The organism is Maricaulis sp. (assembly GCF_039978735.1).
Taxonomy (GTDB): domain Bacteria; phylum Pseudomonadota; class Alphaproteobacteria; order Caulobacterales; family Maricaulaceae; genus Maricaulis.
Map to the genome: position 1 here is coordinate 15,338 of NZ_JBDWAS010000007.1, position 25,584 is coordinate 40,921.

27 protein-coding genes and 2 tRNA genes are annotated in these 25,584 nt (G+C 67.1%); 16 read left to right on the forward strand and 13 right to left on the reverse strand.

What is annotated here, in order from left to right; all coding sequences use genetic code 11:
* Positions 1-29 precede the first annotated feature (29 nt).
* From ABJO18_RS01910 to ABJO18_RS01920, 3 genes are read left to right on the forward strand one after another with little or no spacing between them, the layout of a single operon-like run.
* Complete coding sequence (locus ABJO18_RS01910; RefSeq protein WP_348508059.1) at positions 30-752, forward strand: hypothetical protein; 723 nt, start codon at positions 30-32, stop codon at positions 750-752.
* Positions 643-2,250 (forward strand): DNA polymerase Y family protein, encoded by a 1,608-nt coding sequence (locus ABJO18_RS01915; RefSeq protein ID WP_348508058.1) that lies wholly within the window; start codon positions 643-645, stop codon positions 2,248-2,250. Before ABJO18_RS01910 ends, ABJO18_RS01915 begins: the two co-directional genes overlap by 110 nt.
* A 10-nt stretch (positions 2,251-2,260) precedes the next feature.
* Positions 2,261-5,512 (forward strand): error-prone DNA polymerase, encoded by a 3,252-nt coding sequence (locus ABJO18_RS01920; protein WP_348508057.1) that lies wholly within the window; start codon positions 2,261-2,263, stop codon positions 5,510-5,512.
* A 47-nt stretch (positions 5,513-5,559) separates the two neighbouring features.
* On the opposite strand, the gene ABJO18_RS01925 is transcribed toward ABJO18_RS01920, so the two are convergent.
* Together ABJO18_RS01925 and ABJO18_RS01930 are read right to left on the reverse strand one after the other, a co-directional pair.
* Positions 5,560-6,891 carry a S41 family peptidase gene (locus ABJO18_RS01925; protein ID WP_348508056.1) on the reverse strand — a complete coding sequence of 444 codons (1,332 nt, stop codon included), beginning with the start codon at positions 6,889-6,891 and terminating at the stop codon, positions 5,560-5,562.
* A 251-nt stretch (positions 6,892-7,142) separates the two neighbouring features.
* A tRNA-Ala gene (locus ABJO18_RS01930) sits at positions 7,143-7,218 on the reverse strand.
* A gap of 219 nt (positions 7,219-7,437) precedes the next feature.
* On the opposite strand from ABJO18_RS01930, the gene ABJO18_RS01935 reads away from it, so the two are divergent.
* The 7 genes from ABJO18_RS01935 (at position 7,438) to bfr (ending at position 11,274) form a co-directional block, all read left to right on the forward strand.
* The gene (locus tag ABJO18_RS01935) at positions 7,438-7,737 is read left to right on the forward strand and encodes a YggT family protein (protein ID WP_271187448.1); all 300 of its coding nucleotides are present in this window, start codon (positions 7,438-7,440) and stop codon (positions 7,735-7,737) included.
* Entirely contained in the window at positions 7,738-8,061 is a 324-nt protein-coding gene (locus ABJO18_RS01940; RefSeq protein WP_348508055.1) for a DUF167 family protein, read from the forward strand.
* Entirely contained in the window at positions 8,051-8,947 is an 897-nt protein-coding gene (gene folD / locus ABJO18_RS01945; RefSeq protein ID WP_348508054.1) for a bifunctional methylenetetrahydrofolate dehydrogenase/methenyltetrahydrofolate cyclohydrolase FolD, read from the forward strand. The genes ABJO18_RS01940 and folD overlap by 11 nt, the downstream gene beginning before the upstream one ends.
* 70 nt (positions 8,948-9,017) lie before the next feature.
* Positions 9,018-9,434: a response regulator gene (locus ABJO18_RS01950; RefSeq protein WP_348508053.1), complete on the forward strand. Its 417-nt coding sequence runs from the start codon at positions 9,018-9,020 to the stop codon at positions 9,432-9,434.
* 123 nt (positions 9,435-9,557) lie between these two features.
* Entirely contained in the window at positions 9,558-10,349 is a 792-nt protein-coding gene (locus ABJO18_RS01955) for a TIGR00266 family protein (protein WP_348515706.1), read from the forward strand.
* Between the two features lie 152 nt (positions 10,350-10,501).
* On the forward strand, positions 10,502-10,699 hold the full coding sequence (locus ABJO18_RS01960) for a (2Fe-2S)-binding protein (protein WP_271187443.1): 198 nt from the start codon (positions 10,502-10,504) through the stop codon (positions 10,697-10,699).
* Between the two features lie 98 nt (positions 10,700-10,797).
* Positions 10,798-11,274, forward strand: a complete 477-nt coding sequence (bfr, locus tag ABJO18_RS01965; protein ID WP_348507435.1) for a bacterioferritin — start codon at positions 10,798-10,800, stop codon at positions 11,272-11,274.
* Between the two features lie 209 nt (positions 11,275-11,483).
* Here bfr and ABJO18_RS01970 read toward each other — a convergent pair.
* The 6 genes from ABJO18_RS01970 to hemC form a co-directional block, all read right to left on the reverse strand.
* Positions 11,484-11,559 (reverse strand) — tRNA-Thr (locus tag ABJO18_RS01970).
* A 93-nt stretch (positions 11,560-11,652) separates the two neighbouring features.
* Entirely contained in the window at positions 11,653-12,282 is a 630-nt protein-coding gene (gene udk / locus ABJO18_RS01975) for a uridine kinase (RefSeq protein WP_348507436.1), read from the reverse strand.
* Entirely contained in the window at positions 12,279-13,745 is a 1,467-nt protein-coding gene (locus tag ABJO18_RS01980; protein WP_348507437.1) for a heme biosynthesis HemY N-terminal domain-containing protein, read from the reverse strand. The genes udk and ABJO18_RS01980 overlap by 4 nt, the downstream gene beginning before the upstream one ends.
* On the reverse strand, positions 13,742-15,034 hold the full coding sequence (locus ABJO18_RS01985) for a hypothetical protein (RefSeq protein ID WP_348507438.1): 1,293 nt from the start codon (positions 15,032-15,034) through the stop codon (positions 13,742-13,744). The genes ABJO18_RS01980 and ABJO18_RS01985 overlap by 4 nt, the downstream gene beginning before the upstream one ends.
* 31 nt (positions 15,035-15,065) lie before the next feature.
* A complete protein-coding gene (locus tag ABJO18_RS01990) occupies positions 15,066-15,803 on the reverse strand; it encodes a uroporphyrinogen-III synthase (protein WP_348515707.1) in 738 nt (245 codons plus the stop codon).
* Positions 15,800-16,765, reverse strand: a complete 966-nt coding sequence (hemC, locus tag ABJO18_RS01995) for a hydroxymethylbilane synthase (RefSeq protein ID WP_348507440.1) — start codon at positions 16,763-16,765, stop codon at positions 15,800-15,802. Before hemC ends, ABJO18_RS01990 begins: the two co-directional genes overlap by 4 nt.
* A 36-nt stretch (positions 16,766-16,801) precedes the next feature.
* On the opposite strand from hemC, the gene tsaD reads away from it, so the two are divergent.
* From tsaD to ABJO18_RS02015, 4 genes are read left to right on the forward strand one after another with little or no spacing between them, the layout of a single operon-like run.
* Positions 16,802-17,935, forward strand: a complete 1,134-nt coding sequence (gene tsaD, locus ABJO18_RS02000; RefSeq protein WP_348507441.1) for a tRNA (adenosine(37)-N6)-threonylcarbamoyltransferase complex transferase subunit TsaD — start codon at positions 16,802-16,804, stop codon at positions 17,933-17,935.
* Complete coding sequence (locus tag ABJO18_RS02005) at positions 17,932-18,933, forward strand: NAD(P)H-dependent glycerol-3-phosphate dehydrogenase (protein WP_348507442.1); 1,002 nt, start codon at positions 17,932-17,934, stop codon at positions 18,931-18,933. Before tsaD ends, ABJO18_RS02005 begins: the two co-directional genes overlap by 4 nt.
* A complete protein-coding gene (locus tag ABJO18_RS02010; RefSeq protein ID WP_348507443.1) occupies positions 18,933-19,229 on the forward strand; it encodes a YciI family protein in 297 nt (98 codons plus the stop codon). Before ABJO18_RS02005 ends, ABJO18_RS02010 begins: the two co-directional genes overlap by 1 nt.
* The gene (locus ABJO18_RS02015; protein ID WP_348515708.1) at positions 19,226-19,561 is read left to right on the forward strand and encodes a Rieske (2Fe-2S) protein; all 336 of its coding nucleotides are present in this window, start codon (positions 19,226-19,228) and stop codon (positions 19,559-19,561) included. The genes ABJO18_RS02010 and ABJO18_RS02015 overlap by 4 nt, the downstream gene beginning before the upstream one ends.
* Positions 19,562-19,563: 2 nt before the next feature.
* Here ABJO18_RS02015 and ABJO18_RS02020 read toward each other — a convergent pair whose 3' ends face one another.
* Complete coding sequence (locus ABJO18_RS02020; RefSeq protein ID WP_348515709.1) at positions 19,564-20,034, reverse strand: hypothetical protein; 471 nt, start codon at positions 20,032-20,034, stop codon at positions 19,564-19,566.
* Between the two features lie 254 nt (positions 20,035-20,288).
* Here ABJO18_RS02020 and ABJO18_RS02025 point away from each other — a divergent pair, with 254 nt between their 5' ends.
* Positions 20,289-20,741, forward strand: coding sequence for a host attachment family protein (locus ABJO18_RS02025; protein ID WP_348508836.1), 453 nt, complete (start codon positions 20,289-20,291; stop codon positions 20,739-20,741).
* 12 nt (positions 20,742-20,753) lie between these two features.
* Here the strand turns inward: ABJO18_RS02025 and ABJO18_RS02030 are convergent, their stop codons facing one another.
* A complete protein-coding gene (locus tag ABJO18_RS02030; protein ID WP_348508837.1) occupies positions 20,754-21,515 on the reverse strand; it encodes a creatininase family protein in 762 nt (253 codons plus the stop codon).
* Between the two features lie 347 nt (positions 21,516-21,862).
* On the opposite strand from ABJO18_RS02030, the gene ABJO18_RS02035 reads away from it, so the two are divergent.
* Positions 21,863-22,753, forward strand: coding sequence for an SAM-dependent methyltransferase (locus tag ABJO18_RS02035; RefSeq protein ID WP_348508838.1), 891 nt, complete (start codon positions 21,863-21,865; stop codon positions 22,751-22,753).
* Between the two features lie 23 nt (positions 22,754-22,776).
* Here ABJO18_RS02035 and ABJO18_RS02040 read toward each other — a convergent pair whose 3' ends face one another.
* From ABJO18_RS02040 to ABJO18_RS02050, 3 genes are all read right to left on the reverse strand, one after another.
* Positions 22,777-24,234 (reverse strand): methyl-accepting chemotaxis protein, encoded by a 1,458-nt coding sequence (locus ABJO18_RS02040; protein WP_348508839.1) that lies wholly within the window; start codon positions 24,232-24,234, stop codon positions 22,777-22,779.
* Positions 24,231-24,593: a hypothetical protein gene (locus ABJO18_RS02045; RefSeq protein ID WP_348508840.1), complete on the reverse strand. Its 363-nt coding sequence runs from the start codon at positions 24,591-24,593 to the stop codon at positions 24,231-24,233. The genes ABJO18_RS02040 and ABJO18_RS02045 overlap by 4 nt, the downstream gene beginning before the upstream one ends.
* Before the next feature lie 93 nt (positions 24,594-24,686).
* Entirely contained in the window at positions 24,687-25,532 is an 846-nt protein-coding gene (locus ABJO18_RS02050; RefSeq protein WP_348508841.1) for a GNAT family protein, read from the reverse strand.
* Positions 25,533-25,584 lie beyond the last annotated feature (52 nt).

Sequence of the window (25,584 nt, forward strand, 5' to 3'; positions counted from 1 at the left end):
CTTTCCGGTGTTGGAACAAAAACAGAACAATGAGCCTGAAGCCGGATATCCTGGCCCCCGTGGCGGGGCATGATCTGCCCTTTCCCTACGGGCTGGGCGAAGCGGGTGTGCACGAGCTGGCCGAGGCCGGGTTCGGGGATTTCCCGGCGCTGACCGGGCTGGCCTTGGCGGCGATCCGCGATACGGGCCGTACCGGCGGGCTTGTCTGGATCCGCCAGGCGGCGCTGTCGCGCGAGCACGGGCGGCTCAGCGGGCGGGGCCTGGCCGGGTTCGGGATCGATCCGGGGCGTATGCTCCTGGTCGAGGCAAAGGGCCGGATGGAGGCCCTGCAGGCCGCTGAGGAGGCCTGCAGGGCATCCGGCCTTGCAGCCGTGATCGCCGAGCTGGACGATATGGATTTCACGGCTTCGCGGCGGCTGGGTCTGGCCTGCGAGGCCAGCCGGACGCCGCTGGTTCTGGTCTTTCCCCATGCGCGGTCGGGGGCAACGGCCGCCCAGGGGCGCTGGCGGGTCTCGGCCCGGCCATCCGCTCCGCACCAACACGATGCGCGCGCCCCGGGGCGGCCGGCCTGGCGCGCCATCCTGGAAAAGTCCCGCCTGCAGCCGGGCAAGGCGGGACGGGTCTTCGACCTGGAGTATGATGATGCGACGCCATGTCTGCGTCTGGTTTCCCGACTGGCCGCTCGACCGGCTGCGCCGCAGCCGCGCCGGATCGGTGCCGGGCTCGCTGGCGTCTGGCGCGACGCCGGATGACGCGGCCGGGGATGCCCCCTTCGTCCTGACCGAGGCCGGACGGAACGGCCTGCGTGTGGTCGCGGCCAATGATGCCGCACGCGCCTGTGCCATCGAGCCGGGCCTGCGTTTTGCCGATGCCCGCACCCGGGCGCCCGAGCTGGCGGCCGAACCAGTCGACCGGGCTGCCGATGCCCAGGCGCTGGAAAAACTGGCCCTGTGGATGGAGTGCTGGTCGCCTGCGATCGCCGTGGCGGGGGGCGACAGCATCCTGATCGACATGACGGGCGGGGCGCACCTGTTCGGCGGGGAAGATGCCATGCTGGATCATATGGAGGTCCGGCTGAAACGGGCGGGCCTGTCGGTCCGGCTGGGTCTGGCGCCCACCCCGGGCGCGGCCTGGGCGCTGGCGCATGAAGCGTCTGGCGGCCGGTCTGGGCGGCGTGTGGACGAGGCCGGGCTGAAGCCGGGGCTGGCGGATATGCCCATGGCGGGGCTGCGCCTGTCCGATGCCAGCCTCACCCTCCTGCGCCGTTTCGGCCTGACGCGCATCGGTCAGCTCTACGGCATCGACCGCAAGGCGCTGGCGCGGCGCTTCCATTCTGTCAGTGCAGCCGATGCCGTGCTGACACGGCTGGACCAGGCGCTGGGGCTGCGGCCGGAGCCGCTGGATCCGCTGCGTGCGCCGCCGGATCATTCCGTGCGCCTGCCCTGTCCGGAACCGCTGCTGCATCCGGACGGGATACGGGCGGGGCTGGAGCGCCTGGCCCCGGCCCTGTGCGAACGGCTCGAGGCGCATGGCGAAGGGGCCCGGCGTTTCCGGCTGGCGATTTTCCGCAGCGATCAGAGCGTCGCCGCCGTGACCGCCGGTGCCGCACGCCCGGTACACGATCCGGCCCACCTGCTCACCCTGTTCCGCGACCGGCTGGACGGGCTCGATCCCGGCTTCGGTGTGGAATTGATGGAGCTGGAGGCTGCCCGCACGGGCCCGGTCACGCCGCAGGCCCGGCCGCTGGATGCGGTTCTGGCCGGCGACGGTCCGGACGCGGCCGGTCTGGCCGTGCTGGCCGACCGGATCACCGCCCGGCTGGGCGATCGCGTGGTGAAAATCCTGCAGCCGGTGGAAAGCCATCTGCCCGAGCGCGGCGAGGCGCTGGCCGTCTATGACGGTGAATTGCCCGACTGGCAGTCCGCCACACCGCCCGGCCCCGCCCCGCGCCCGCTGCGTCTGTTCGAACGGCCGGAGAGCTTGCAGGTGATCGCGGAAATCCCCGACGGTCCGCCCATGCGTTTCGTCTGGCGCCGCATCGTGCACCGGGTACGCCGCGCCGACGGGCCGGAACGGATCGCACCGGAATGGTGGCGGGCGGGCGCGTCCGGTCCGGGCGGACGCCGCGCGCGCGACTATTACCGGGTCGAGGACGAGGAGGGGCGCCGCTACTGGATCTTCCGCGAGGGGCTCTATGGCGATGGCCGCGGCGGGCCGCCGGCCTGGTTCATCCACGGCCTGTTTGCGTGAGGCGGCGGCGATGACCGGTTATGCCGAACTGCTCTGCCTGACGAACTTCTCCTTCCTGCGCGGCGCCTCTCATGCCGAGGAACTGGTGGCGACGGCGCGCGCGCTGGGACTGGACGCGCTGGGCGTCTGCGACATCAACACGCTGGCCGGCGTGGTGCGGGCGCATCTGGCCGCGAAGGAACAGGGGATGCGCCTGCTGGTGGGCGCGCGGCTGCGTCCGTCCGACGGGCCGGACCTGGTTTGTTATCCCACCGACCGGGCCGCCTATGGCCGCCTCTCCCGCCTGCTGTCGCAGGGCAAGACGGGAGACGTGGTGGGCGAGGTGCCCAAGGGCGAGTGCCATATCACCGTCGAGGACATTATCGAGCATGCCGAAGGGCAGATCTTCATCGCTGTGCCGCCGGATGTGCCGGGGCCGGATTTCGAACCGCTTCTGGTCCGGCTGGCCGGTCTGTGGGGCGACCGGCTCTATCTGGCGGCTGTGCACCGCATGACCGGTGGCGACCGGGCCCGTCTGGGGGCGCTGGAGGCCTTGTCCGGCCGCACCGGTGTGCCACTGATTGCCAGCCAGGACGTGCTCTACCACACGCCGGCGCGGCGTCCGCTGCAGGATGTGCTGACCTGTATCCGCGAGGGCTGCTCGATGGAGACGGCCGGTTTCCGGCTCAACGCCAATGCCGAACGCCATCTCAAACCACCGGAGGAAATGGCGCGCCTGTTCACCGGGTTCGCCCCGGCCCTGGCGCGCACCCGCGAGATCGCCGCGCGCTGCCGCTTCTCGCTGGACGAGCTGTCCTATGTCTATCCCGACGAGCCCGTGCCGCCCGGCCGCACGCCGCAGGAACACCTGGTCGCCCTCACCTGGGCCGGTGCCCACACGCGCTATCCGGAGGGCATCCCCGACAAGGTCGCCCGGCTGGTTTCGCGGGAACTCGAGCTGATCGAGGATCTGGACTACCCGGCCTATTTTCTCACCGTGCACGACATTGTCGCCTGGGCCCGCGCCCAGGGCATTCTGTGCCAGGGGCGGGGTTCGGCGGCCAATTCCGCGGTCTGTTTCTGTCTCGGGATCACCGAGGTCGACCCGGCCCGCTCCAGCCTCCTCTTTGCCCGCTTCCTGTCGAAGGAACGCAAGGAGCCGCCGGATATCGACGTTGATTTCGAGCATGAGCGGCGCGAGGAGGTGATCCAGTATGTCTATCGCCGCTATGGGCGCGAGCGGGCAGCGCTGACGGCGACGGTGATCTGCTACCGTCCCCGCTCGGCCCTGCGCGAGGTGTGCAAGGCGATGGGCCTGTCCGAGGATGTCGCCACGGCGATGGCCGGCACCGTCTGGGGCAGCTGGGGCCGCAAGGTGGATGGCGAGCATATCCGCAAGGCCGGGCTGGATCCGGACAATCCGGGGGTGCGTCTCGCCCTGCGTCTGGCCGGCGAGCTGATCGGCTTTCCGCGCCACCTCTCCCAGCATGTCGGCGGTTTCGTGCTCACCCAGGGGCCGCTGGTGGAGACCGTGCCGATCGGCAATGCCGCCATGGACGAGCGCACCTTCATCGAATGGGACAAGGACGATATCGACGCGCTGGGCATCATGAAGGTGGATGTGCTGGCCCTGGGCATGCTGTCCTGCATCCGCCGCGCCTTCGACATGCTGTCGCTCTACAAGGGCGAGGACTGGACCATGGCCGCCCTGCCGCCGGGCGACGAGGCCGTCTATGACATGTTGTGCCGCGCCGACAGCCTGGGCGTTTTCCAGGTGGAAAGCCGCGCGCAGATGTCGATGCTGCCGCGGCTCAGACCGCGCAATTTCTATGATCTGGTGATCGAGGTGGCGATCGTGCGGCCGGGCCCGATCCAGGGCGACATGGTTCATCCCTATCTGCGCCGCCGCAAGGGCGAGGAGAAGGTGGTCTTTCCCAGCCCCGACCCGGAGCATGGGCCGCCGGACGAGCTGGAGCAGATCCTCCGGCGCACGCTGGGCGTGCCGCTCTTCCAGGAACAGGCGATGCAGATCGCCATCGATGCCGCCAAATTCACGCCTGACGAGGCGAACGGGCTGCGCCGGGCGATGGCGACCTTCCGCAAGCTGGGGACGATCGCGAATTACGAGGCCAAGATGGTCGAGGGGATGACCGCGCGCGGCTATTCCGAGGACTTTGCGCGGCGCTGTTTCGATCAGGTGAAAGGGTTCGGCGATTATGGTTTCCCGGAAAGCCATGCGGCCAGTTTCGCGCTTCTGGTCTATGTCTCCTCCTGGCTGAAATGCCATCACCCGGAGGTTTTTGCGGCTGCATTGCTGAATTCCCAGCCCATGGGATTCTACGCCCCCGCCCAGATCGTGCGCGATGCCCGCGAGCACGGGGTCGAGGTGCGGGCTCCCGATATCAATCACTCCGGCTGGGACTGCACGCTGGAACCGGCCGAGACCGGCGCGTTCGCCCTGCGTCTGGGTCTGCGGACGATTGACGGGATGCGCGAGGCCGATGCGGTGCGGCTGGTGGAGATGCGGGGCGCCGGCTATGCCGACCCGGCCGCCTTGCGGCGCCGGGCGGGACTGGACCGGGGGGCCATGGAGCGCCTGGCGGCTGCCGATGCCTTCCGCTCGGCCGGGCTGGATCGCCGCCAGGCCCTGTGGGCGGTGCGCGGCGGGGCGAAGGATACCGGCCTGCCCCTGTTCGACCGGGCCGACACGGACAGTTTCGGCCATGAGGACCGGGTCGCCCTGCCCGCCATGCCGCTGTCGGAGCATGTGTTGCAGGACTATCAGACCACCGGCCTGTCCCTGAAAGCCCATCCCATGCGCTTCCTGCGCGAGCGCTATGCGGGCATGGGGCTTGTGCCGACCCGCTCGGCCAATGCGCGGCCCAATGGCAGCTGGGTGAAGACCGGCGGCGTGGTGCTGGTGCGTCAGCGGCCCGGCACGGCCAGCGGCGTGGTCTTCATCACCCTCGAGGACGAGAGCGGTATTGCCAATCTCGTCGTCTGGCCACGCGTTTTCGATATCTATCGTCCTGTCGTCATGGGGGCACGCATCCTGGCGGTGCGCGGACGGGTGCAAAGCGCCGACAATGTCACCCACATCGTTGCCGAGGAGCTCGTCGACTGCACCGACGATCTCTATCGCCTGTCCGAGGATGCCCAGCGCCGCGCCCTGGACCGTGCCCTGGCCCCGACCGACGAGGTCGCCCGCCCCGTCAGCCGCGACCCCCGCGGCCGCCATCCCCGGAATGTCCGCGTGATCCCGAAGAGCCGGGATTTTCATTGAGGATGGAGACGGCGGCGCGCCGGTTGTCCCAAGCGCGCCGGACCGGTTCAGTCGATGCGTTCGCGGTCGAAGAAGTCTCCGCTGGGATAGGCCTGCCGCATGGCGCTGGCCCGGCCGCTGCGATAGCCGGGGAAATGGACCTGCACCGTATCATTGTCCGGGAAATGGAAGACGCCCGGCGCGAAGGGTGTGAGTGCGAGCACGTTATTGCTGCCCTGATAGCGCAGCTGTCCGTCCTCCAGCCAGACACGGCCGCCATTATACTGCCCGGTGCAGGCCTCCAGCTCGGCCGGGGTTGGAACCCAGCGGCCGGCCTCGGCCTGGGCCAGTGCCAGCTGATAGGCCGACTGCATGGCTTCCGGGCCCTCGATTTCCACGCCGGAGACCTGCCGGGTCAGGGCCTCGACCCGGGCCCGCTCCAGGGCGTCTTCCGCCGCAACCTCGATATCGGGCCGCACGCCGGTACGGTCCCAGTTTGCGCCGGTAAACGGGCTGCGGCCGGTCGTGTCCGGAATGAAGACGAGCAGCCCGGCAGGCGCGAGGAATATCCGTCCGGCATTGGCACCGCCCCCGGTGACCTCGCCGACCACCGTTGCGCGGCCCATGGCCTGAAGGTGATAGGCCAGCGCTTCGGCGGCCGAGAAACTCTCGCTTGAGACCAGCACGTAGAGCGGAACGTCCGGGCGATGACCCATCGGATGATCGGCGATCGTGTAGAGGTCTTCGGCGTCTACATTGCGCTGCAGGACCGTATTGTAGTGAACGCGCTCGCCAGCCGCCGTGAAATGGCTCAGCAGATAGTTCACCAGTTCCGGCTCGCCGCCGCGATTGCCGCGCAGATCGATGATGACGGCATCGGTATCGGCCAGGAAGGACAGGGCCGCATCCGCCTTCGATTGCGATGCGATCAGCGGGTTGAAGGTGGTGACGGCCATATAGCCGATATTGCCTTCCAGCACGCGTACATCGTTGAAGCCGTAATTCTGCGGCCGGTATTCGGCCCAGCGCTCGATACTGTCCTCTTCCTCGCCGCCGGCGGCTTCTTCCGCATCCCATTGCGCCTGGACTTGGGCAATGAATTCAGGACCGCGCCAGGCCGTATTGAAATGCCGGTCCCGCTCGCGCAGGAATTCGACCAGCGCCGTTGCCAGCTCCTGGCCGGTATCGAGGCCGGCGGCTTGCGGAGAGCGGGCAAAGGCGGCCAGTTCCTCGGCAATGGCGGCGCCACGGCCTGCGTCGTAATAGTTTTCGGCGATGAGATCGCCCACATCCGCGATCGCGGCATTGCGGGTCTCCGCATCGATCGGCGTGGGTGCGGGCTGGGCCTGGGCGGACGGTGCCGCCAGGACAAGCACTGCAAGGCAAACCAGAAACCGCATGTCAGCTCCCCTCAGGACATCATTAAAAGGCGTAGAGAGCCGGAGCGCCTAAATCAAATTACCGCTTGGTAGGACGGAGGGTGCCTGTTGCAGGCGACGGCGTGGCGATGCGGACAGCAGGGCTTTTCGCTTGGGGGGCTGGACGGACCAAGATCGAACCCGCAGGGTTCGCAAGCGCGACCGCGCGTCGGCCGGTCAGGCCGCCCCAATCGGAGGCGTCCGCGAAGCGGACCGCCGTGAGATCGAAGAAATGGTGGAGCCGAGGGGAATCGAACCCCTGACCTCGTCATTGCGAACGACGCGCTCTCCCAACTGAGCTACGGCCCCGTCACCTTCCCGCAAACGCAAGGCGCAGCAGGTTTGGGAGCGGTTTATGTGTCACCGGATTGCGGATACGTCAACGCGTCTGTCGCAGAAGGGCCCAACAGGCCGGAGCCGTCCGGCTGTCGCGGGATGTCTGCCGGCGAGCGCACGCGCTTCTGGACCTTCCCTGCCGGGCCGGGCTAGAAGCAGGGAAAGCGAGCGAATGCCGAGGAAAACCCGCCCATGTCCCCGATTGACGGCCTCATTGTCTACATCATCCACCCGTTGCTGAACCTGTTGTGGATCGTTGTTCTTGTCAGCGTGATCCTGAGCTGGCTGATCAGCTTCAATGTGGTGAATGCGCACAATCAGTTTGTCTCGACGATCTGGCGCGTAACTTCGGCGATCACCGAACCGCTCCTGTCGCCGATCCGGCGCATCCTGCCGCCGCTCGGCGGGATGGACTTCTCGCCCATCGTCCTTCTGTTGCTGATCGGCTTCGTGCAGGGCTATGTGCTCGGGGAGCTGATGCGCATCTTCTAGATGAGCGGCCTGCAGAGCGACGCGACCGGGCTTGTCCTGCATGTCCGCCTGACGCCCAACGCTTCGGCGGACGCGGTTGAAGGCTGGCAGGACAGCGCCGATGGCAGCCGGCACCTCGCGGTGCGCGTGCGCGCTGTGCCGGAGAAGGGCAAGGCGAACACCGCGCTGATTGCGCTTCTGGCGAAGCATCTGGGTCTTCCCAAACGCGATCTGGATGTTATACGCGGCGCCACATCCCGACTGAAGACCGTCCGCATCGAGGCCGAGGGCCCGGCGCTGGCGCGTATCCGGAGCCTGCTGGAGGGCCCAAGCGATGAGCGCTGAACTGATCGACGGCAAGGCCGTTGCGGCTGAAATCGACGCCCGGGCCGCCGAGGCTGCGGCCGGGCTGGCCAAATCCCTGGGACGCGTACCCTGCCTCGCCGTGGTGCTGGTCGGCGACGATCCGGCCAGCGACGTCTATGTCCGCAACAAGGGTCTGCGCACGGAAGCGGCGGGCATGCGCTCGATCGAGATCCGAAAGCCGGCGGAGACGAGCGAGGCCGAGGTGCTGGAGATCGTGGCGGGCCTCAACGCCGATGACGGTGTGGACGGCATTCTCGTCCAGATGCCGTTGCCCGATCATATCGACGCCAACCGCGTCATCGGCGCCATCCATCCGGACAAGGATGTCGACGGGCTGACCGAAGCATCGGCCGGCCGTCTCGTGCTCGGCAAGCCGGGCCTGCGTCCGTGTACGCCGTCGGGCTGTGTGCTGCTGGCCGAACGGGCGATGGGCGATGTGACGGGCAAGTCGGTGGTGGTGATCGGCCGTTCGATCCTGGTCGGCAAGCCGACCGCCCTGCTCTTCCTGGAAAAAAATGCCACTGTCACCATCGCGCACTCGCGCACGAAAGATCTGCCTGCGCTGGTCCGTACCGCCGATATCGTGGTGCCGGCCGTGGGCCGTCCTGAAATGGTCAAGGGTGACTGGATCAAGCCGGGCGCCTGCGTGCTGGATGTCGGGATCAACCGTATCCCGGCGCCCGAACGCGGCGAGGGCAAGACCCGCCTGGTCGGCGATGCGGCATTTGACGAGATCGTGAAACATGCGGGCTGGATTACGCCGGTTCCCGGCGGTATCGGACCGATGACGATTGCCATGCTGCTGCGAAACACGGTAATCGCCGCAGCACTGCGTCACAGCGTGAAGTTGCCGGACGGATTCTGACGACAAAAAGGGGCGTCATAAACAGTTCGGTAAGGCAACCGGGCTAATCTGGCGGATGAGGGAGGAAATGATGGCGAACCGCGCACTCAAGGTGCTGCACGTCGAGGACGATTTCGCGGATGCGATGCTGGTCCAGCACGCTGTCTGCGAAGCCGGTGACCTGGACATCGCTTTCGAGGTTGCCCGCACGCTGCGGGATGCCAAACGCCTGCTCGGCCGCAATGACTACGACCTCGTCCTGCTCGATCTGCGCCTGCCGGATTCCATCCATCCCCGCGATACGCTGGAAACCACGCAGAGCCATGCCGGCGACACGCCGATCCTGATCCTGTCGGGCTCGATGAGTGTCGACGCAGCCCGTCTGCCGGATGATATCTCCCGTCTCGACAAGAATGAGAGCTTCCGCAAGAGCTGCGGCGATGTACCCGTGCATCTGGCCCACCGCATCCGCGAAGCCGTCGACGGCGCCGACATCCAGACCATCTGATCCGTTCCTGGGTCTGACCAGCAAGACGCCGCGTCCCGGGAAGGGCCGCGGCACAATACCGCTTGCCCGCCCGGTCCGGCGTCCTAGGCTGTCCCCTCATCATATATGCGAAGGGGATTGTGCATGAGCCAGACGGACGTGATCGACTACAAGATCGGCGGCGGCGACATCCAGTATGTCGAGATCGAACTGGATCCGGGCGAGAGCGTCGTCTCGGAAGCCGGTGCGATGATGTACAAGTCGCCCAGTATCGGCATGGACGCCGTGTTCGGCGACGGTTCGTCGAAGCAGTCGGGCGTCTGGGGTGCTCTGGCCGGAGCCGGCAAGCGGCTTCTGACCGGCGAGAGCCTGTTCATGACCGTCTTCACGCACCAGGGGCAGGGCAAGGCGCATGTCGCCTTCGCCGCGCCGTTTCCGGGCACCATCATCCCGGTTCACCTGCCGGATATGGGCGGCGAGCTGATCTGCCAGAAGGACAGTTTCCTGGCTGCCGCCAAGGGCGTATCGATCGGCATCGCGCTGCAGAAGCGCATCATGACCGGCCTGTTTGGCGGTGAAGGCTTCATCATGCAGCGTCTGCAGGGCACAGGCTGGTGCTTTGTGCACGCCGGCGGCACGCTGATCGAGCGCGAACTGGCGCCAGGCGAGGAACTGCATGTCGATACCGGCTGCGTGGTCGCCTACACGCCAGGCGTCGACTTCGAGATCGAGCGGGCCGGCAACATCAAGTCGATGATCTTCGGCGGCGAAGGCGTGTTCTTTGCGCGTCTGCGCGGCCCGGGGAAAGTCTGGCTCCAGTCCATGCCGTTCTCGCGCCTCGCTGGCCGCATCCTGGCGAACGTGCCGCGCACCGGTTCCGGCCAGGGCGAAGGCTCGGTCCTCGGCCCGATCGGCGATATCATGCGCGGCAATTAGCGGGCTGGGCCGCCTGCCGGTCCGCCGTGCGGGTGGATCGGCGGCGCTCCCGTAAAACGGGGCGTGACTGACTCTGCATCATTTATGAAGTTGACAGTCATTCGCATTCGCGGGACAAGTTTCCCCACGACCTCCGGGAAACGAGTCCGCCCATGTATGTCTGCATCTGCAACGCCCTGCGCGACAAGGAACTCCAGGCCGCCGCCGCCGATCCGGCGGTGAAGGAAGTCGGCTGCGTGTTCAAGCGCTGCGAAGCCAAGCCGCGCTGCGGTCGTTGCCTGCCGGATGTGGCCGACATGATCGCGATGCACCGCCTTGGCCCGGAAGGCCTTGCCACGGCAGCCGAATAGCCGCGAGCGCTTCACACTTTCACTTGCAAAGATAGCGGTTGGCCGCAGGCCGCATTTCCTTACAGTGCGGCGCATCCAGTCACTACGGGAGATGCGCCATGAAGGGCGATGCCAAGGTCATCGAATATCTCAACCAGGCGCTCAAGCTCGAGCTGGCGGCGGTAAACCAGTATTTCCTGCATGCCCGCATGTACAAGGACTGGGGTTTCGGCAAGATCGCCGAGGTCGAGTACGAGGAATCCATCGACGAGATGAAGCACGCCGATCTGCTGATCGAGCGCATCCTCTTCCTCGAAGGCCTGCCCAATGTGCAGGACCTGTCCAAGATCTATATCGGCGAGACCCTGAAGGAATGCATCGAGTGTGACCTGAAGATCGAGAAGCGGGCCCACCCCTTCTATGTCGAGGCGATCGCCTATTGCGAACAGGCCCAGGACTTCGTCTCCCGCAAGATCTTCACCGACATCCTCGCCTCCGAGGAAGAGCATATCGACTATCTGGAGACCCAGCTCGGCCTGATCGAGAAGATCGGCGAAGAGCGCTACATGCAGTCCCAGATGAAGTCCGGCGATTAGTAGGGACGGCGCCGGATACGATCTGGATGAAGAGTGAGGGTTGCCGGCGTCTGTTGCCGACGCCCTCCTTCGCCGAGGCTTCGGCGGGGCACCACCCTTCGGGCCAGGCTTGAACCGCGCAGCCTTGAGCGCGTTCCATGTGAGCATCGACCCCGACACCGACTGCGGTGACAGGCTCGGGTCGAGCGGAACGGGAACAAAGGAAGAAATGGTGCCGCTTGCGTGACTCGAACACGCGACCTACGCATTACGAATGCGTTGCTCTACCAGCTGAGCTAAAGCGGCCCATTGCATCGTCTCCGGCCCGTCAGGCTGGAGGCGGCGGAAACTAACCGCGAAACCCGGCCCGGGCAAGTCCCGCTGCAGCAGGAAAATCACTTATTTGCGGCGCTGCGCCTCGACCGTGTCGATGACCGGCCGGGCCAGTGCGTCGAAATCCGGTTTGCCCATGTTTTCGACGACGATATCGGCGTGCGCGCGCTGGGGTTCGACATGCCGTTCATGCATCGGCTGGACGATCGTGTTGAACTGCAGCGTCACGGATTCCGGTGTGCGCGCACGCTCGCTGACATCGCGGGCCATGCGGCGTGCGAAGCGGGTCTGTTCGCAGGCGTGGACAAACACGGCCATATCCAGCGCGCGGGCAATATCCGGGCTGGCCAGAAGGTGCAGGCCCTCGACCAGGATGACCGGCGCCGGCTGGCGCTGTGCGGTCTCCGCGCGCCGGCTGTGCGTCCTGAAATCATAGAGCGGCGTATCCACCGCCTCACCCGCCTTCAGACGCTCCAGATGCGCGGCCAGAAGCGCGTGTTCTTTCGCCGCGGGCTCATCGAAATTGAAAGTGTCGGCATTGAAATCCGGGATCACCGTGGCGTCGATATAATAGTCGTCCTCGGGAATGACATAGGCGCCCTGCGGCGCGAAATGACGCGCCAGCGCCTCGGCGAGGCGCGACTTGCCGGAGGCCGAACCCCCGACAATGCCGAGCAGGAAAACCGGATCCGTCATGCGTTGCGGCCGTCGCCGTCCTCGTCCGTCTCGACACCGGGATCGTCCGGCATGCGCGGCGGGGCGTCGGCAAACTGGGCGCTGCGCGAGGCGGCAGCCCGTTTCGGCCGGGGCGCTTCCAGCAGGGCAGTTTCCGGCACGGTCTCGGCGATTCTCTCGAAGCGCTCATAGCGCGGATGGGTCAGCCGGTTCTCGTCGCCATAGACATAGACCATGCGCTTCCAGTCATCCGGCGTGTAGGCGAACAGCCGCCCGTCCGGGTCGATATCGGTCCAGTCGGCCTCGGCCGTGGCGTGGGAGGCGCGGGTCATCCAGCGCCGGGCCTGCTCGTCGCGGCCCTCCAGGCGCGCAAGGCGCGCCGCCAGGGCACACAGGCGCGAGGACGGTGCCTCGGTCTTGGCCAGGATCGGGTCCAGCAATTCACGCGCAGCCGGAGCGTCCCCGTCTTCCAGAGCGGTCTGGATGCGGATCAGGCGGCTTTCGCGGTGGTCGGGATGCAGGGCCGCCAGGGCGTTGAGGCGTTCCAGCCGCTTGGTCTTGCTGTCGGACTTGCGCAGTTCGCGATAGGCCTGCGCCAGCGCTGGGTGCGGGGCTGCAGCCCAGGCGGACTCGATCACTTCGGATGCCTTCTTGTGGCGCCGACCTTCCGCCAGCAGCCGTGCCGCGAGGGCGGCCGCCGGCGCGAAACCGGGAGCGGCACGATGGGCGGCAAGCGCCTGCTCGCGCGCCTTCTCGGCATCGCTCTGCTCGCAGGACAGCGCGGCGGCCGTCAGCAGGACGGCGCGGCGGCGCTTGGCGATATCCGGCGCGACATGCTTGCGCTTCTCGCCTTCGCTCAGGGTTGCAGCCGCCTCTTCCCAGCGGCCTTCGGCGACCTGGGCATCGAACAGCGCGTCGAAGGCCCAGCGGGCGCCCTTGGCCTGGCTGAAGGCATCGGCGGCATGCTCGGCCGTCGCCTTGTGATCGCCGCGCTCATGGGCCAGCTGGGTGAGGCCGCGGCGGGCAACCACACGCGTGCGCTGGTCTTCCAGCAGGGCTTCATACTGGGTCTGCGCACCATCGAGATTGCCGGCGGCTTCAGCGGCGCGGGCCGCCAGCAGGCGCGACAGGGCCGGCCGGTCCAGCAGGGCATCGGCGCGGGCAGCCTGGCGCACAGCGGCTTCGCCATCACCAGCAGCCGAGGCGATCAGGGCACGCTCCAGCGCGTCATAGCCTTGTTCCCGGCGGCGGCGGGACAGGAAGGCCTTCACCTTGTCCGGCGAAGTCCACAACATGTAGATGCCCCACCACACGACCAGCAGCATAAAGGCGAACAGGATCGTGCCGCCCGCCGCGACCACGAAGGGCATCTCCATGCGCGTGCCGAGAAACTCGAAGGTCGCGCGGCCGGGATTGAGGGCCAGGAAGGCGCCGAGTGCGGCGGTCAGTACGGCGAAGGCGACGGCGAGGATCAGGCGGATCATAGCGGATCGGCTCCCTGCGCAATGGCGTCGTCGGCGAGCGCCTGGCGCAGCCGGGTCAGGCGGAGGTCGAGATCCTGGCGGGCGCGAGCCGAAATCAGCCACTCCCGCGCGGCCTCGAGCGCCTCGCCTTCCAGGCGTTCGGTCAGGGCGATGGCGCCGTCCAGATCGTCCTGAGCCAGCCGGTCTTCGGCCAGGGCCGTGATCGCCAGCGCGCCGGTCTCGTCATCGCCGGCCTCGGCCTGGCGCACTTCGATCAGGCCGAAAAAGATGCGCCCGGGCCCGGCGGCTTCGCGAATGGCGCTGCCGGGATAATTGGCGGCCAGCTGGTCGAGCGTCGGAACACCGGCACGCGCGACAGGCGCCAGGGCTTCCAGATCGGCATTGTCACGCCACAGACGCGCGAGGGCGGCGCGTTCGGCTTCGAAGCCCTCACCCGTCATTGCGATCTCGCGCAGGGCTGTAAGCGCCAGGGCGCGGGCCGCGAGTGTCCGTGACGCCCGTGCATCATCGCCGCCGGTCGTCTCAGCGGTGCGTGTTGCGTTATCGGCCGCCGAACGGGCGGTCTCGGCCAGGGAGCGGGTTTCGCCGAGCTCATTGTCGAGCGCCGAGAGATCGCTTTCCAGCGCGGCAATCCGGGCATTGAGCGCCTCGATCTGCGGTGCCGGATCCTCGAAGCTGGCGGCGGGTGTTGCGCTGCCGGTATCGCCGGCCTGTTCAAGCGCGGCGAGGCGCTGGGTAATGTTCTGCAGGACTTGCGGATCGATGCTGTTGGCGGTCGAGGCCTGGGCACCGTCGAGCGCCTGATTGGCGAGGGCATCGACATCGGCGATCGCGGCTTCCAGACGGTCGAGCCGGCGTTCCAGCGGGGCCGGGTCGAAAGCGTTGCCGGCTGTGGCAGCGGGCGCGTTTTCCAGAGCAGTCAGCCGCGCTTCCAGCGGGGCAATATCGGTCTGGCCGCCGGCTTCCAGGGCTTGCATGATGGCCGACAGATCGCCTTCAGGAAGCCGATCCTCCACCGTAGCCAGGCGGCCTTCCAGTGCCGTGATCGCATCCGTGAGGGCGGCCCGTTCTGCCGCCGCGCCATCGTCAGACGGGGCCGGCGCGCCGAAATAGGTCTGCCCGGCATAGCCGATGGCACCGCCTGCTGCGCTCGCCAGCAGGAACACCGTGAACAGCGACAGCCAGCCCGGACCTTTGCGCACAGGCTTTCCGGCCGGGCGGGAATCGTCCGCCGGCTCGAACTCGGCATCGACGGGTTCGGGGTCGAGAGTATCGTTGGGATCAGCCATGTCGGCCCGTGATTCGCGTGTTTCGCCCAGCTTAGGACGCGTTGGAGGCGCGCGCCAGTTCCGAGGTCTCGTCCAGGAGGGCAAGAAGCGCGTCCTCATTGGGCCGGGGCGCGGCAACAAGGGCGCCGAAGCCGGCCCCTTCCAGCGGCGTCAGCGCATTGGCGGAGATGCCGTAGACCGTGACCGAGCCCAGCCAGTGATGCAGGCCGAACTTGCGCAGCAGGTCGAGGAAGGTCTTTGCGCTTCGCGCCGAATGGATCAGCACCGAGACCGGTGCACCGGAAACGATCGCCGCGATGGCCTCCTCACCCAGCGTGTCGACGGCGACCGCGCCATAGCCGATCGCGTCGTGTACCCGGAAACCATGCGGCTTCAGCGCGCCGTTCAGATCGCCCGCGACATGGATGCCGCGCACATGCAGGAGGTCGCCATCGGCCGGCTTCAGCTTGCGCAGGATCAGCCGGGCCAGCGCTTCGACATCGCCCTTGGCGGTGAAGACCTTCTTGAAGCCGATATCGCGGGCTGCGTCGGCGGTTGCGTCCCCGACAGCGAATACAGGCAGATCGCGCTCCGGCCGGCGCGGGCCCCAGGCCCGCACGCCGTTGGCGCTGGTGAAGACAATCGCCTGCGTGCCCGTCAGGTCGACATCGATCCGCGCCCGGAAATTGATATCCAGCACCGGTGACACAATGGGGTCGATGCCCATCCGCCGCAAACCTGCAGCGGTGCGTTCGGCGCCGGGCCATCCGCGTGTCACCAGAACCGTCATGCCGTACCGAGAACCTCCGCAAGCCGGTCTCCGGCAGCCGCGCGCACGGCCTCGCCCAGGGTCTGGCCGGCCGTGTCGGCGTCGGTGAGGGAGGCTGTCGTCATCTCGATCCGGGACTGTTCACGCCAGCGGTTCTGGCCATCAGGTGTCAGGACTTCGCCGATGAAATCCATTGATTCATTATTAAGATGGGCCGCAATCGGGGTGCGGCAAGACCCATCCAGTTTTCTTAGAAAAGCACGTTCCGCGACAATCGCAAGCTCTGTCGCAGCGTGATTGAGCGGTGCGAGCCAGGCCCGCGCCACGGCATCGTCCGTGCGGACCGCGACGCCAACTGCGGCCTGCGCGGCGGCGGGCAGCATCTCGTCCATCGCCAGCGGTTCGCGCTGTGCCTCGTCCCGTCCGAGACGGTTCAGTCCGGCGCGTGCCAGGAAAGTGGCGTAGATCTCGCCATCGCGCAGCCGGCCCAGGCGGGTGTCGACATTGCCGCGCAGGGGCACGACGGTCAGGTCCGGGCGGGCGTGCAGCAGCTGGGCCTGGCGGCGCAGGCTGGCGGTGCCGATGGTGACGCCTTCGGGCAGGTCGGCCAGACGGGTCTCGCCGCCGCGGGCGAGCAGCATGTCGCGCGGGTCTTCCCGCTCGAGAATGGCGCCGAGGGCCAGCCCGTCGGGCAGCTCGGTCGGGACATCCTTCATGGAATGCACCGCAAAGGTCGCCTCTCCGGCCAGCTGGGCATCGTCGATCTCCTTGGTGAAAAGGCCCTTGCCGCCGGCTTCCAGCAGGGTGCGGTCCTGGATCCGGTCGCCGGTGCTGACCAGGCCCAGAATGGGGAAAAGGCGTTCGCCCTCTTCCGTGTCGAGCCCGCAGGCGGCAATGAGGCGGGCCTGCACATCGCGGGCCTGGACCAAGGCGAGCGGCGAGCGGCGGGTGGCGATGGGCTGGGGCGTGGACGGCGGCTTCACGTTGCAGGATCCCGGTCTTGAGGCTATCGGTCTGCCATGGACTTAGCCCCCGCATCCGCATCCGCGCAACCAGGCGAACTCACCGTGCTTGGTCTGGAGTCGAGCTGCGACGAGAGCGCTGCCGCGATCCTGCGCCGTCATCCTGACGGCCGGATCGAGGTGCTGGCCGATCTCGTGCTCGGCCAGACAGAGGCCCATGCGCCCTTCGGGGGCGTGGTTCCCGAGATTGCGGCCCGTGCCCATGCCGAGGCGATGGACGGTCTCGCGGCCGCGGCGCTTGCCGAGGCCGGCCTGTCGCTGGACGCGCTGGATGCGGTGGCTGCGACATCGGGTCCCGGTCTGATCGGCGGGGTGATGGCGGCGCTGATGACAGCCAAGGGATTGGCCCTGGGCGCGGGCAAGCCGCTGATCGCGGTGAACCATCTGGAAGGCCACGCCCTGTCGCCGCGTCTGAGCGAAAATCTCGATTTCCCCTATCTGCTGCTGCTCGTGTCCGGCGGGCATACCCAGCTGCTGATTGCCGAAGCCGTGGGAGTCTATCATCGCCTCGGTTCAACCCTGGACGATGCCGCGGGTGAAGCCTTTGACAAGACGGCAAAAGTGCTGGGTCTGGGTTTTCCGGGCGGTCCGGCACTGGAACGCTGTGCCGAAGCCGGCGATGCGAACCGTTTCGACCTGCCCACCCCGTTGAAGGGCAAGCCGGGTTGCGATTTCTCCTTTGCCGGTCTGAAGACGGCGGCCCGGCAGATCTGGGACGGGCTGGATGCCCCGTCTGCGCAGGACAAGGCGGATCTGGCCGCGTCGGTCCAGGCCGCGATTGCTGCCTCTCTGGCGTCCCGCACCCGGCGGGCCATGGCGCAGTTTGCCGAAGAATATCCGGATGTTGACGGTCCGAGACCGCTTGTGGTGGCGGGCGGGGTCGCGGCCAACCGGACTGTGCGCACGGCTCTGGAAGCTGCTGCCGCACAGGAAGGCTTCCGCCTGGTCGCGCCGCCGATGAAATGGTGCACCGACAATGCGGCCATGATCGCCCTGGCAGGGCTGGAGCGGCTGGCGCGCGGCGACACCGACGGGCTGGACGCACCGGCACGGGCGCGCTGGCCATTGGACGCGGCCTCGGCCAAGCTGGCCCCCGTGATCGGATCCGGACGGAAAGGACCCAAAGCGTGAGCGATTATCAGACCATCGGCGTGATCGGCGCCGGCGCCTGGGGGACGGCCCTGGCCCAGACGGCTGCCAAGGCGGGCCGGGACGTGCTGCTCTGGTCCTTCGAGCAGGATGTGGCCGACGCGATCAACACGAAACGCCAGAACACGGTTTTTCTGCCGGAAGTGACGCTCGAACCCTCGATCGAGGCGGTGACGGCGATTTCCGATCTGGATGCCTGCGAGGCCGTCCTTGCTGTCGCGCCCGCGCAACATTTGCGTCGCGTACTGGAAACATTCGCGCCCTATGCGCGTGACGGTCTGCCCCTCATTCTGTGCGCCAAGGGGATCGAACAGTCCTCGCTGTCGCTGATGACGGATGTGCTGGGTCAAACCATTCCGCGTGCGGTGCCGGCCGTGCTGTCCGGGCCGAGTTTTGCCATCGATACCGCCCAGGGTCTGCCGACGGCGGTGACGCTGGCCTGTGCCGACGAAACGGTCGGCAATGATCTGATCGCGGCGCTGGGGACCAGCCGCTTCCGGCCCTATCTGGTGACCGACCTCATCGGTGCCGAGATCGGCGGGGCGGTGAAGAATGTGCTGGCGATCGCCTGCGGGATTTCCGAGGGCAAGGGTCTGGGCAAGTCGGCGCACGCGGCACTGATCTCGCGCGGCTTTGCCGAGATGACGCGGCTCGGGATCGCGATGGGCGCCCGGCGTGAAACGCTGGCCGGGCTGTGCGGTCTGGGCGATCTGGTGCTGACCTGTTCTTCGCCGCAATCGCGCAACATGTCCTGCGGCCTGGCGCTGGGGCGTGGCGTGTCGCTGGACGATATTCTCGCCAGCCGCCGGGCGGTCACCGAGGGTGTGGCGAGTGCGCCGGCGGTCGTTGCGCTGGCGAAACGGCATGGCGTCGAGATGCCGATCTGCGAGGCGGTGGACGATATCCTGGCTGGCCGCACCGGTGTCGACGACGCGATCGAGGCGCTGCTGTCGCGCCCCTTCACCCTGGAGACCGCCTGATGCTTTTCCTCATCCATACCTGGGACCGGCCCGGTGCGCTGGATGTGCGCCTGGCCAATCGCAATGACCATATCGCCTGGCTGAACTCGGCCGGGGATGCGGTGAAGGCAGCCGGGCCCTGGCTCGACGAAGCGGGCGACATGGCCGGCTCGCTGATCATTGCCGACATGGCGGATCGCGCGGCGCTGGATGCCTGGCTGGCGGAGGATCCCTATGGCCGTGCCGGCCTGTTCGAGCGGGTCGAGATCGCGCCCTGGCGCTGGCTGGTCAACCCGCCCTTCGACAACGCCGCATGAGGCCGAAACCCCCGGCAGGAACCGAGCTCGCCCGGCTGGACGAGATTCCCGATCCCGGTGCCCGCGCAGCGGCCTGGGAGAAGGGTGCGGTGCTGCTCGTGCGCCGGGGGCGCGATGTCACCGCCTGGTCGAACCTGTGTCCGCATGCCGGCCTGCCGCTCACCCTGCCCGACGGGCGGGGCCTGCTGCACAAGGGCGAGGCGCTGGTCTGCCCGGTCCATGGCGCCAGTTTCGAAGTTGAGGAGGGACACTGCACCGGCGGCCCGGCGGCGGGCGACCGGCTGGTCCCGATTGCCGTCGAGGTGACAGGCGGCGTGATCCGCGCCGCCTGACCTTATTCGTCCGTCGCTTCCGGGCGCGCGGCGTCGACCGCTTCGGCAGCATCGACCAGCGCCTGGCCGGCCGCATCGTCGCGGACGACGGCACAGAAAGCGCCGTCGCGGGAGCGGTGGTAGATCACGGCGTCCGTGGTGACGTCGTAAAGCTCGCCGGCCGCGCGGAAGAAATCGGCCGCCGCGGCATCGATCTGCTGGCGCTGGGCCTCGGGCAGGCTGACGATGTTGAAGGCATAGTCGGCCGGTGCGCCGCCGCGGGCATGGGAAACCAGCACCACGCCTGACGGGCCCCGCTCGATCAGCGTCTGTCCGGGCTCCAGATGGGCCGAGGGCGTGTCGGCGAAACAGGCCTGGGATGTCGCCAGATTGTCAGCGTCATAGCCGCCGGCGGCAGCCGTCCCGCCATCCTCCTGCGGTGCGGAACAGGCAGTGATCACCAGGGCGAGAGCGAGGCAGTAGACAGTCTTCATGGCGTGTCCCCTCCGTGAGGTCATGTCCGCCGGGCCTATATCGGATCGGCCGTGGACGGAGAAATGAAACTTATGTGTCGCCGTATCCGCCGCCCGGACGGTCCACCTTCGGCTTCGCCTGCGAGCTAAGCGCGCGGGGAGCCTTGATGCAAGCTGCGGCCGGAACGGGCTGCGACACTATGCGTTTGTCAGACCCCTTGCCGGGTGCAGGCATTGATGCCCAGATATCCGGCGTAGCAAGGAGGTGGCCGTCCATGAAGAAGCCGTTGATAGACACCGTGACCTGGCTTGCCGCTTTCGACGGCGGCAAGGCGTTGATCTGGCACAATGAAGGCTTTGACGATCAGCCCAATCTGAAACTGGTCGAAACGCTGGGCATCGACAATCCGCCCGATCGCGATCAGGGCGAGGACAGGCCGGGCCGTTTCCCCGATCCTGCTCATGGCCGGTCGGCGGTCAGCGAGACCGACTTTCACCAGCAGGCCAAGGAGCGCTTCATCGACGAGGTTGTCGAGCATCTCAACAAGGCTTGCGCGGAGAAGAAATTCGACCGCCTCGTTGTCATGGCGCCGGACAAGGCGCTGGGCGAGGCGCGCTCGCAATTCTCCGACGCGCTGGCGGAATGCCTGATCGAGGAGCCTGTGGATGTGATCAACGAGCCGGTCGACAAGATCGAAAAACGGCTCGCCGGTCTTCTGACAGCCTAGAGGCCGGACGGCCTATTCGGCCGCGCGCGCCAGGGGTTGGACGCCGAAGAAGGCGGTGAGCTCGGCGATCAGCGCGCCCTTGGAGACGGCAACGATCTCGGCGCCCTTTTCCGCCGTCGCCTGGGACGGGTCGGACCCGATCCGGCCGTCCGGGAAGGTGCGGCGATAATCGGCGGCATCGGTGAAACTGCCTGTCGGCGCGATCTTCGGCGACATCTCCACCGTCTTCACGGCCTGCGGATGCGCATAATAGGTCACGGCGACTTCCGATGCGGTGGCGTGCATGCCATCGCCGACCGGGAAGAGATTGCGGCAGGTATCGCCCACGCCGGGCAGTTCCCACCAGTTGCGCTGGCTCAGGCGGACCGGACAAGCCGCCGCGTCGAGCGAGAAATTGGCGTAGTATTCGGCGAAGGCGGCATTGATCGTGGTGATGTTGCCGCCATGGCCGTTGAGGAAATAGATCCGGTCGAACCCGTGCCGCGTCAGGCTCTCGATCCAGTCGTTCAGCGCGGCGATCATGGTCGAGGGGCGCAGCGTCATTGAGCCGGGAAAGGCCAGGTGATGCTGGGCAATGCCGACATTGAAGGTCGGCCCGATCAGGAAGCCGCTCTCGGCGCCGGCTTCCGCGGCGATCACTTCCGGACAGATCGCGTCCGTGCCGACAAGCCCGTTCGGCCCGTGCTGTTCCGTCGAGCCGATCGGAATCACGATGCCCTTGCAGCGTTTGAGATAGGCCTCGACTTCGGGCCAGGATGCGTGGTGCAGGAGCATGTCGGCCTCCCCGGATAACTGTTCCGCAGGAGCTAAACCGGACAGTGGTCCGCACGCAAGCGCGCGTTACCGGTGTTGCTGCCGCCGGCTTTCGCGGCGGTAGACAAAGGCGGCGAGTCCGGTGAGCACGACCGCAAAGGCCAGGATGATATGCATGTCCCCTCCATCGGACCCGCTGACCGGGGCCCTGATGGATTAACCCTATGCCTGAAAACCCCTTAGCAAGCGTAAACTCGCGCCTGGCGTGTCTCACGCCGCGTCACGGGTTCGTGATTTTTGCGGAGGGGGCTGTAGCGGCATGATCCGCCGGATTTCGGAGCGAGGCCTGAAGGATGAGGGAGAAATTCATGCGCCAGATGATTTCAGCGACAACAGCCATTGCGCTGGTCGCGGCGATGGCAGCGGCGATGCCGGCCATGGCCCAGGACGACAGCATGGCGGACGGCGCCATGCCGCACGACACGGAGATGCATCACCAGGCGGACATGTCGCATGACATGCATGCCGATCAGGAGATGCACGGCGAGCACGACGGGATGATGAATCAAGCCGGTGCCATGCCGCAGAGTCTGGAGGATGCCGTTTCCGACGAGACCCGGCCCGAAGAGGACCGGCTGCTCGACGTCAACCGGCATCCGGCCGAAGTCCTGCTGTTTGCCGGGCTGGAACATGGCTGGCGGGTCGCGGATCTGACGGCGGGTTCGGGCTATTACACCCGCGTGCTGTCAACGGCGGTCGGAGCGGAAGGCCATGTCTACGCGCACAATCCAAGCTGGATTGCCGAACGTTTTCCCGAGCCGAATGAAGCGCTGGGCATGCTGGCCGAGGACCGCGCCAACGTCACTCATGTCGTCTCGCCGATCGAGACGTTTGCCGCCGATATCGATGAGCCGCTCGACGGTGTGATGATGGTGCTCTTCTACCATGACACCGCCTGGGACGAGACCGACCGGGACGCCATGAACCGGGCCGTCTATGACGCACTTCGGCCGGGCGGGGTCTATCTGGTGATCGACCACCACGCGCCGGAAGGCAGCGGACTGGAACACGTCAACACCACCCACCGGATCGATGCCGCCGTCGTGCGCGCCGAGATCGAGGCGGCCGGTTTCGCCTTCGACGGTGAAAGCGACATGCTGGCCAATCCGGACGATCCGCGTGACATCTCGGTGTTCGACGACTCCATCCGCCGCATGACGGATCGCTTCGTCTACCGCTTCCGCAAGCCGGACATGTAGGCCGGCGGCAGAGCCGGGCGCGGTTACGCCGCGCCCAGCGACTGCCGGAAACGGTCGAGTTCCTCGTCCAGCTGGCGGGCAGATCCGTTCAGCTCGTTCGAGGCCTGGGCGAAACTTTCGGCGGCACCGGAGGTGCGGGCCGCGGCATCGCTGACCGAATCCATGCTGTCATTGACGCGCGAGGTGGCGGCTGCCGCCTTCTCGGCCAGTTCGGCGATTTCGCGCGTAGCCTGATCCTGTTGGGTGAAGGCATCCTGGACGCTGTCGGTGGCGCCGCGCAGTTCCGCGATGATCTCCGCAATGCGGCCCAGCGAAACGGCCGCACCGCTGGAGGCACCGCGCATCGACTCGATCCGGGTGGCGATATCGTTGGATGCCCGTGTGGTCTGCTCGGCCAGGGCTTTCACTTCCGACGCCACGACGGCAAACCCCTTGCCCGCTTCGCCGGCGCGGGCGGCTTCGATCGTTGCGTTCAGGGCGAGCAAATTGGTCTGTTCGGCCACATCGGCGACGAGCTTCATGATGCTTTCGATTTCCGTCGCGGCGGATTCGAGCTGTTCCACGGACCGGCCGGCGCCTTCGGCCTCGGCCACGGCCCGTTCGGACACGCCCGAACTGCTTTCCAGGATACGGGCGACTTCGCTGATCGAGGCCGAAAGCTCCTGGGCCGCGGCGGCGACGGACTGCACGTCGGAATTCGTCGAGGAGGCCTGGGAGACGGCTTCGCTGGCGCTCAGGCGCGTTGCCTCGGCATCGCTTCCCAGCTGACGGGCGAGGCTGTCGACCTGGCCGGATGCGCCGGAAATTCCCTTTGCGACCTGGCGCAGCTGAATCTCGAACTGTTCCGCCAGGGCCGCGATGTCCTGGCGCTGGCGTTCGGCATTGCTGCGCGCCGTCGAGGCCTGCTCCGAGCTGCTGGCGGCGTCCTCGCGCGCCTTGTCGGCTTCGGCGGTGTGCAGGTCTGCATCGCTGAGCGCTTTTGCGGCCTGCTGGGTCATCCAGATCAGGGCGGCGGCCTGGCCGACCACGATCACGGCGTGGAACACGACGCGCAGGAAGTTGGCACCTTCCGGGAAAACCGCCCAGGGCAGGAAGAAGTTGAGGGAGAGGTGGTGCACGGCGGTGACCGCCGAGGCCACCACGATGGCACGCCAGTCCAGCATGATGGCGCAGATCGCCAGGCTGGCGAAGAACATCATGTGCATGTCGATCTGCCAGGGCGAGCCGCTGAGCATGAAGACGAACAGGGCCGGAAAGGCAATCAGGGCCGCCGCCGTGGCGGACCGCGAGGCTGTGGTGTTGGGGCTGAGGCGCCAGTTGGCCAGTGCCAGCCCGGCGACCAGGATACTCATGATCGCAACCGCGGCCAGATGGTCGCGAGCGATGATGGCCGAGGTGGCAGGTGCCAGGACGGCGAGGCCGAGGATGACCATCGAGGCGACGCCCTGGGCGCGCAGACGCAGTGTATCCAGATTGCTCATGAGTTTCGGGCTCCGGTGGGCGGATGCAGGGGGGCGGTTGTCAGTTCGCCGCCGAGCAGACAGCCGCCAAGGGCTTGCGGCGGCAGGGTGAGCCAGGCGCCGGCCGCGCGCAGGCGGGCCAGGGCGTCCGGATCGCCGATCTCGACAATGCCGATATTCCCGAAGGCGCCGAAGCGCACGAGGCCGACATCGGCCCGGGCCACGGCTTGCATCACATCGGCCGGCTGCCAGCCGGGCGGGAACACGGCCGCCACGTCCGGACCGTCGACAGGTTCGGTCAGGACGAGCAGGGGCGTGCAGACCGTGAGGAGTGCCAGGATCGCCGCCGGAAGAAAGTTGAGAACGGGTTTTGCTTGCATCGAATCGCGTGAACTGAAGTGCGTTCAAGATCAGATGCCAAGGTTAACTAGTGCTTATCCAGACCACGTGGCCGCTTGATATTTTATAAGGCTTTACGACTGCCAGTCGCTGCGGGTGAGACCGTAGATCAGGCTGTCGCGCACGCCGATATGCGTTTCCCAGGCCTCGCGCAGCCGGCCTTCCAGCTGGAAGGCCAGTGCCTCGACCAGCCGGATCGAGGCGGCATTGTCCGGGTCGATATCGGCATAGAGACGGCGCAGGCCGAGCGTGTCGAAGGCGTGGCCGAGCATGGCCTGCACGGCTTCGCGGGCATAGCCGGAGCCGGCGGCATCGGGACGCTGGATATAGCCGATCTCGGCCGTGCCCTCGCGCCGGTCCATCAGGATAACCCAGCCCAGCGCATCGTGCGGTGCGCCGGCCTGGGCGAAGGCCCAGCAGAGCGCGCCATCGCCCTCGACATTCCAGCGCATATAGCGGCGCATGGCGTCGAGGTCTTGCAGTGCTGCCGATGACCAGTAGCGCATGTTTTCGTCATCTGCGAAGGCCGGGAAGAGCGCCTCGGCGTCGTCCATTGTCAGCGGGCGCAGGACGAGGCGGTCCGTGGTGAGCACGGGCAGTTCGGGACGGTCGGCCGGCGGGCTGAGAACCAGGCTCTTCGCATCCAGCCGGATTTCCTCGAACCGCTCCTCGATACAGTCCTGCATCGTGACGAAGCAGTCCTGGGAGAACCAGTCATTCTCCTTGAAACAGGCCTTGCGTACATCCTCGGACGGCCAGAGCGCATAGGACCAGTAGATCCCGTCTTCGTCGCAGTGCAGGGCCGCGCCGTGCGAGCCGCAGGTCTCGTGGATGCGGCGCGTACCCTCGGTCCAGGCCTCGCGGAATTCGGCATCGCGCCCGGGCTTGAGGCGCCAGCGATAGAGAACGGCAGAAGTCATGGGGCCAGCCCTATCCGGCGCGGGCCGGCTTGCCAAGCCACCCCGCACCGGA

Excerpts from the sequence above, each read along its gene's own strand:
- ABJO18_RS02020 (WP_348515709.1), bottom strand. The coding sequence starts at position 20,034 with ATGAAGACTGTCTACTGCCTCGCTCTCGCCCTGGTGATCACTGCCTGT.
- ABJO18_RS01955 (WP_348515706.1), top strand. The coding sequence starts at position 9,558 with ATGAGCCAGACGGACGTGATCGACTACAAGATCGGCGGCGGCGACATC.
- ABJO18_RS01915 (WP_348508058.1), top strand. The coding sequence starts at position 643 with ATGCGACGCCATGTCTGCGTCTGGTTTCCCGACTGGCCGCTCGACCGG.
- ABJO18_RS01950 (WP_348508053.1), top strand. The coding sequence starts at position 9,018 with ATGGCGAACCGCGCACTCAAGGTGCTGCACGTCGAGGACGATTTCGCG.
- ABJO18_RS02030 (WP_348508837.1), bottom strand. The coding sequence starts at position 21,515 with ATGCTCCTGCACCACGCATCCTGGCCCGAAGTCGAGGCCTATCTCAAA.
- ABJO18_RS02015 (WP_348515708.1), top strand. The coding sequence starts at position 19,226 with ATGAGGCCGAAACCCCCGGCAGGAACCGAGCTCGCCCGGCTGGACGAG.
- ABJO18_RS02045 (WP_348508840.1), bottom strand. The coding sequence starts at position 24,593 with ATGCAAGCAAAACCCGTTCTCAACTTTCTTCCGGCGGCGATCCTGGCA.
- bfr (WP_348507435.1), top strand. The coding sequence starts at position 10,798 with ATGAAGGGCGATGCCAAGGTCATCGAATATCTCAACCAGGCGCTCAAG.
- ABJO18_RS01920 (WP_348508057.1), top strand. The coding sequence starts at position 2,261 with ATGACCGGTTATGCCGAACTGCTCTGCCTGACGAACTTCTCCTTCCTG.
- ABJO18_RS01935 (WP_271187448.1), top strand. The coding sequence starts at position 7,438 with ATGTCCCCGATTGACGGCCTCATTGTCTACATCATCCACCCGTTGCTG.
- ABJO18_RS01925 (WP_348508056.1), bottom strand. The coding sequence starts at position 6,891 with ATGCGGTTTCTGGTTTGCCTTGCAGTGCTTGTCCTGGCGGCACCGTCC.
- udk (WP_348507436.1), bottom strand. The coding sequence starts at position 12,282 with ATGACGGATCCGGTTTTCCTGCTCGGCATTGTCGGGGGTTCGGCCTCC.
- ABJO18_RS01990 (WP_348515707.1), bottom strand. The coding sequence starts at position 15,803 with ATGACGGTTCTGGTGACACGCGGATGGCCCGGCGCCGAACGCACCGCT.
- ABJO18_RS02025 (WP_348508836.1), top strand. The coding sequence starts at position 20,289 with ATGAAGAAGCCGTTGATAGACACCGTGACCTGGCTTGCCGCTTTCGAC.
- ABJO18_RS01910 (WP_348508059.1), top strand. The coding sequence starts at position 30 with ATGAGCCTGAAGCCGGATATCCTGGCCCCCGTGGCGGGGCATGATCTG.
- ABJO18_RS02035 (WP_348508838.1), top strand. The coding sequence starts at position 21,863 with ATGCGCCAGATGATTTCAGCGACAACAGCCATTGCGCTGGTCGCGGCG.
- ABJO18_RS02040 (WP_348508839.1), bottom strand. The coding sequence starts at position 24,234 with ATGAGCAATCTGGATACACTGCGTCTGCGCGCCCAGGGCGTCGCCTCG.
- folD (WP_348508054.1), top strand. The coding sequence starts at position 8,051 with ATGAGCGCTGAACTGATCGACGGCAAGGCCGTTGCGGCTGAAATCGAC.
- ABJO18_RS02050 (WP_348508841.1), bottom strand. The coding sequence starts at position 25,532 with ATGACTTCTGCCGTTCTCTATCGCTGGCGCCTCAAGCCCGGGCGCGAT.
- ABJO18_RS01960 (WP_271187443.1), top strand. The coding sequence starts at position 10,502 with ATGTATGTCTGCATCTGCAACGCCCTGCGCGACAAGGAACTCCAGGCC.
- ABJO18_RS01940 (WP_348508055.1), top strand. The coding sequence starts at position 7,738 with ATGAGCGGCCTGCAGAGCGACGCGACCGGGCTTGTCCTGCATGTCCGC.
- ABJO18_RS02010 (WP_348507443.1), top strand. The coding sequence starts at position 18,933 with ATGCTTTTCCTCATCCATACCTGGGACCGGCCCGGTGCGCTGGATGTG.
- tsaD (WP_348507441.1), top strand. The coding sequence starts at position 16,802 with ATGGACTTAGCCCCCGCATCCGCATCCGCGCAACCAGGCGAACTCACC.
- ABJO18_RS01985 (WP_348507438.1), bottom strand. The coding sequence starts at position 15,034 with ATGGCTGATCCCAACGATACTCTCGACCCCGAACCCGTCGATGCCGAG.
- ABJO18_RS01980 (WP_348507437.1), bottom strand. The coding sequence starts at position 13,745 with ATGATCCGCCTGATCCTCGCCGTCGCCTTCGCCGTACTGACCGCCGCA.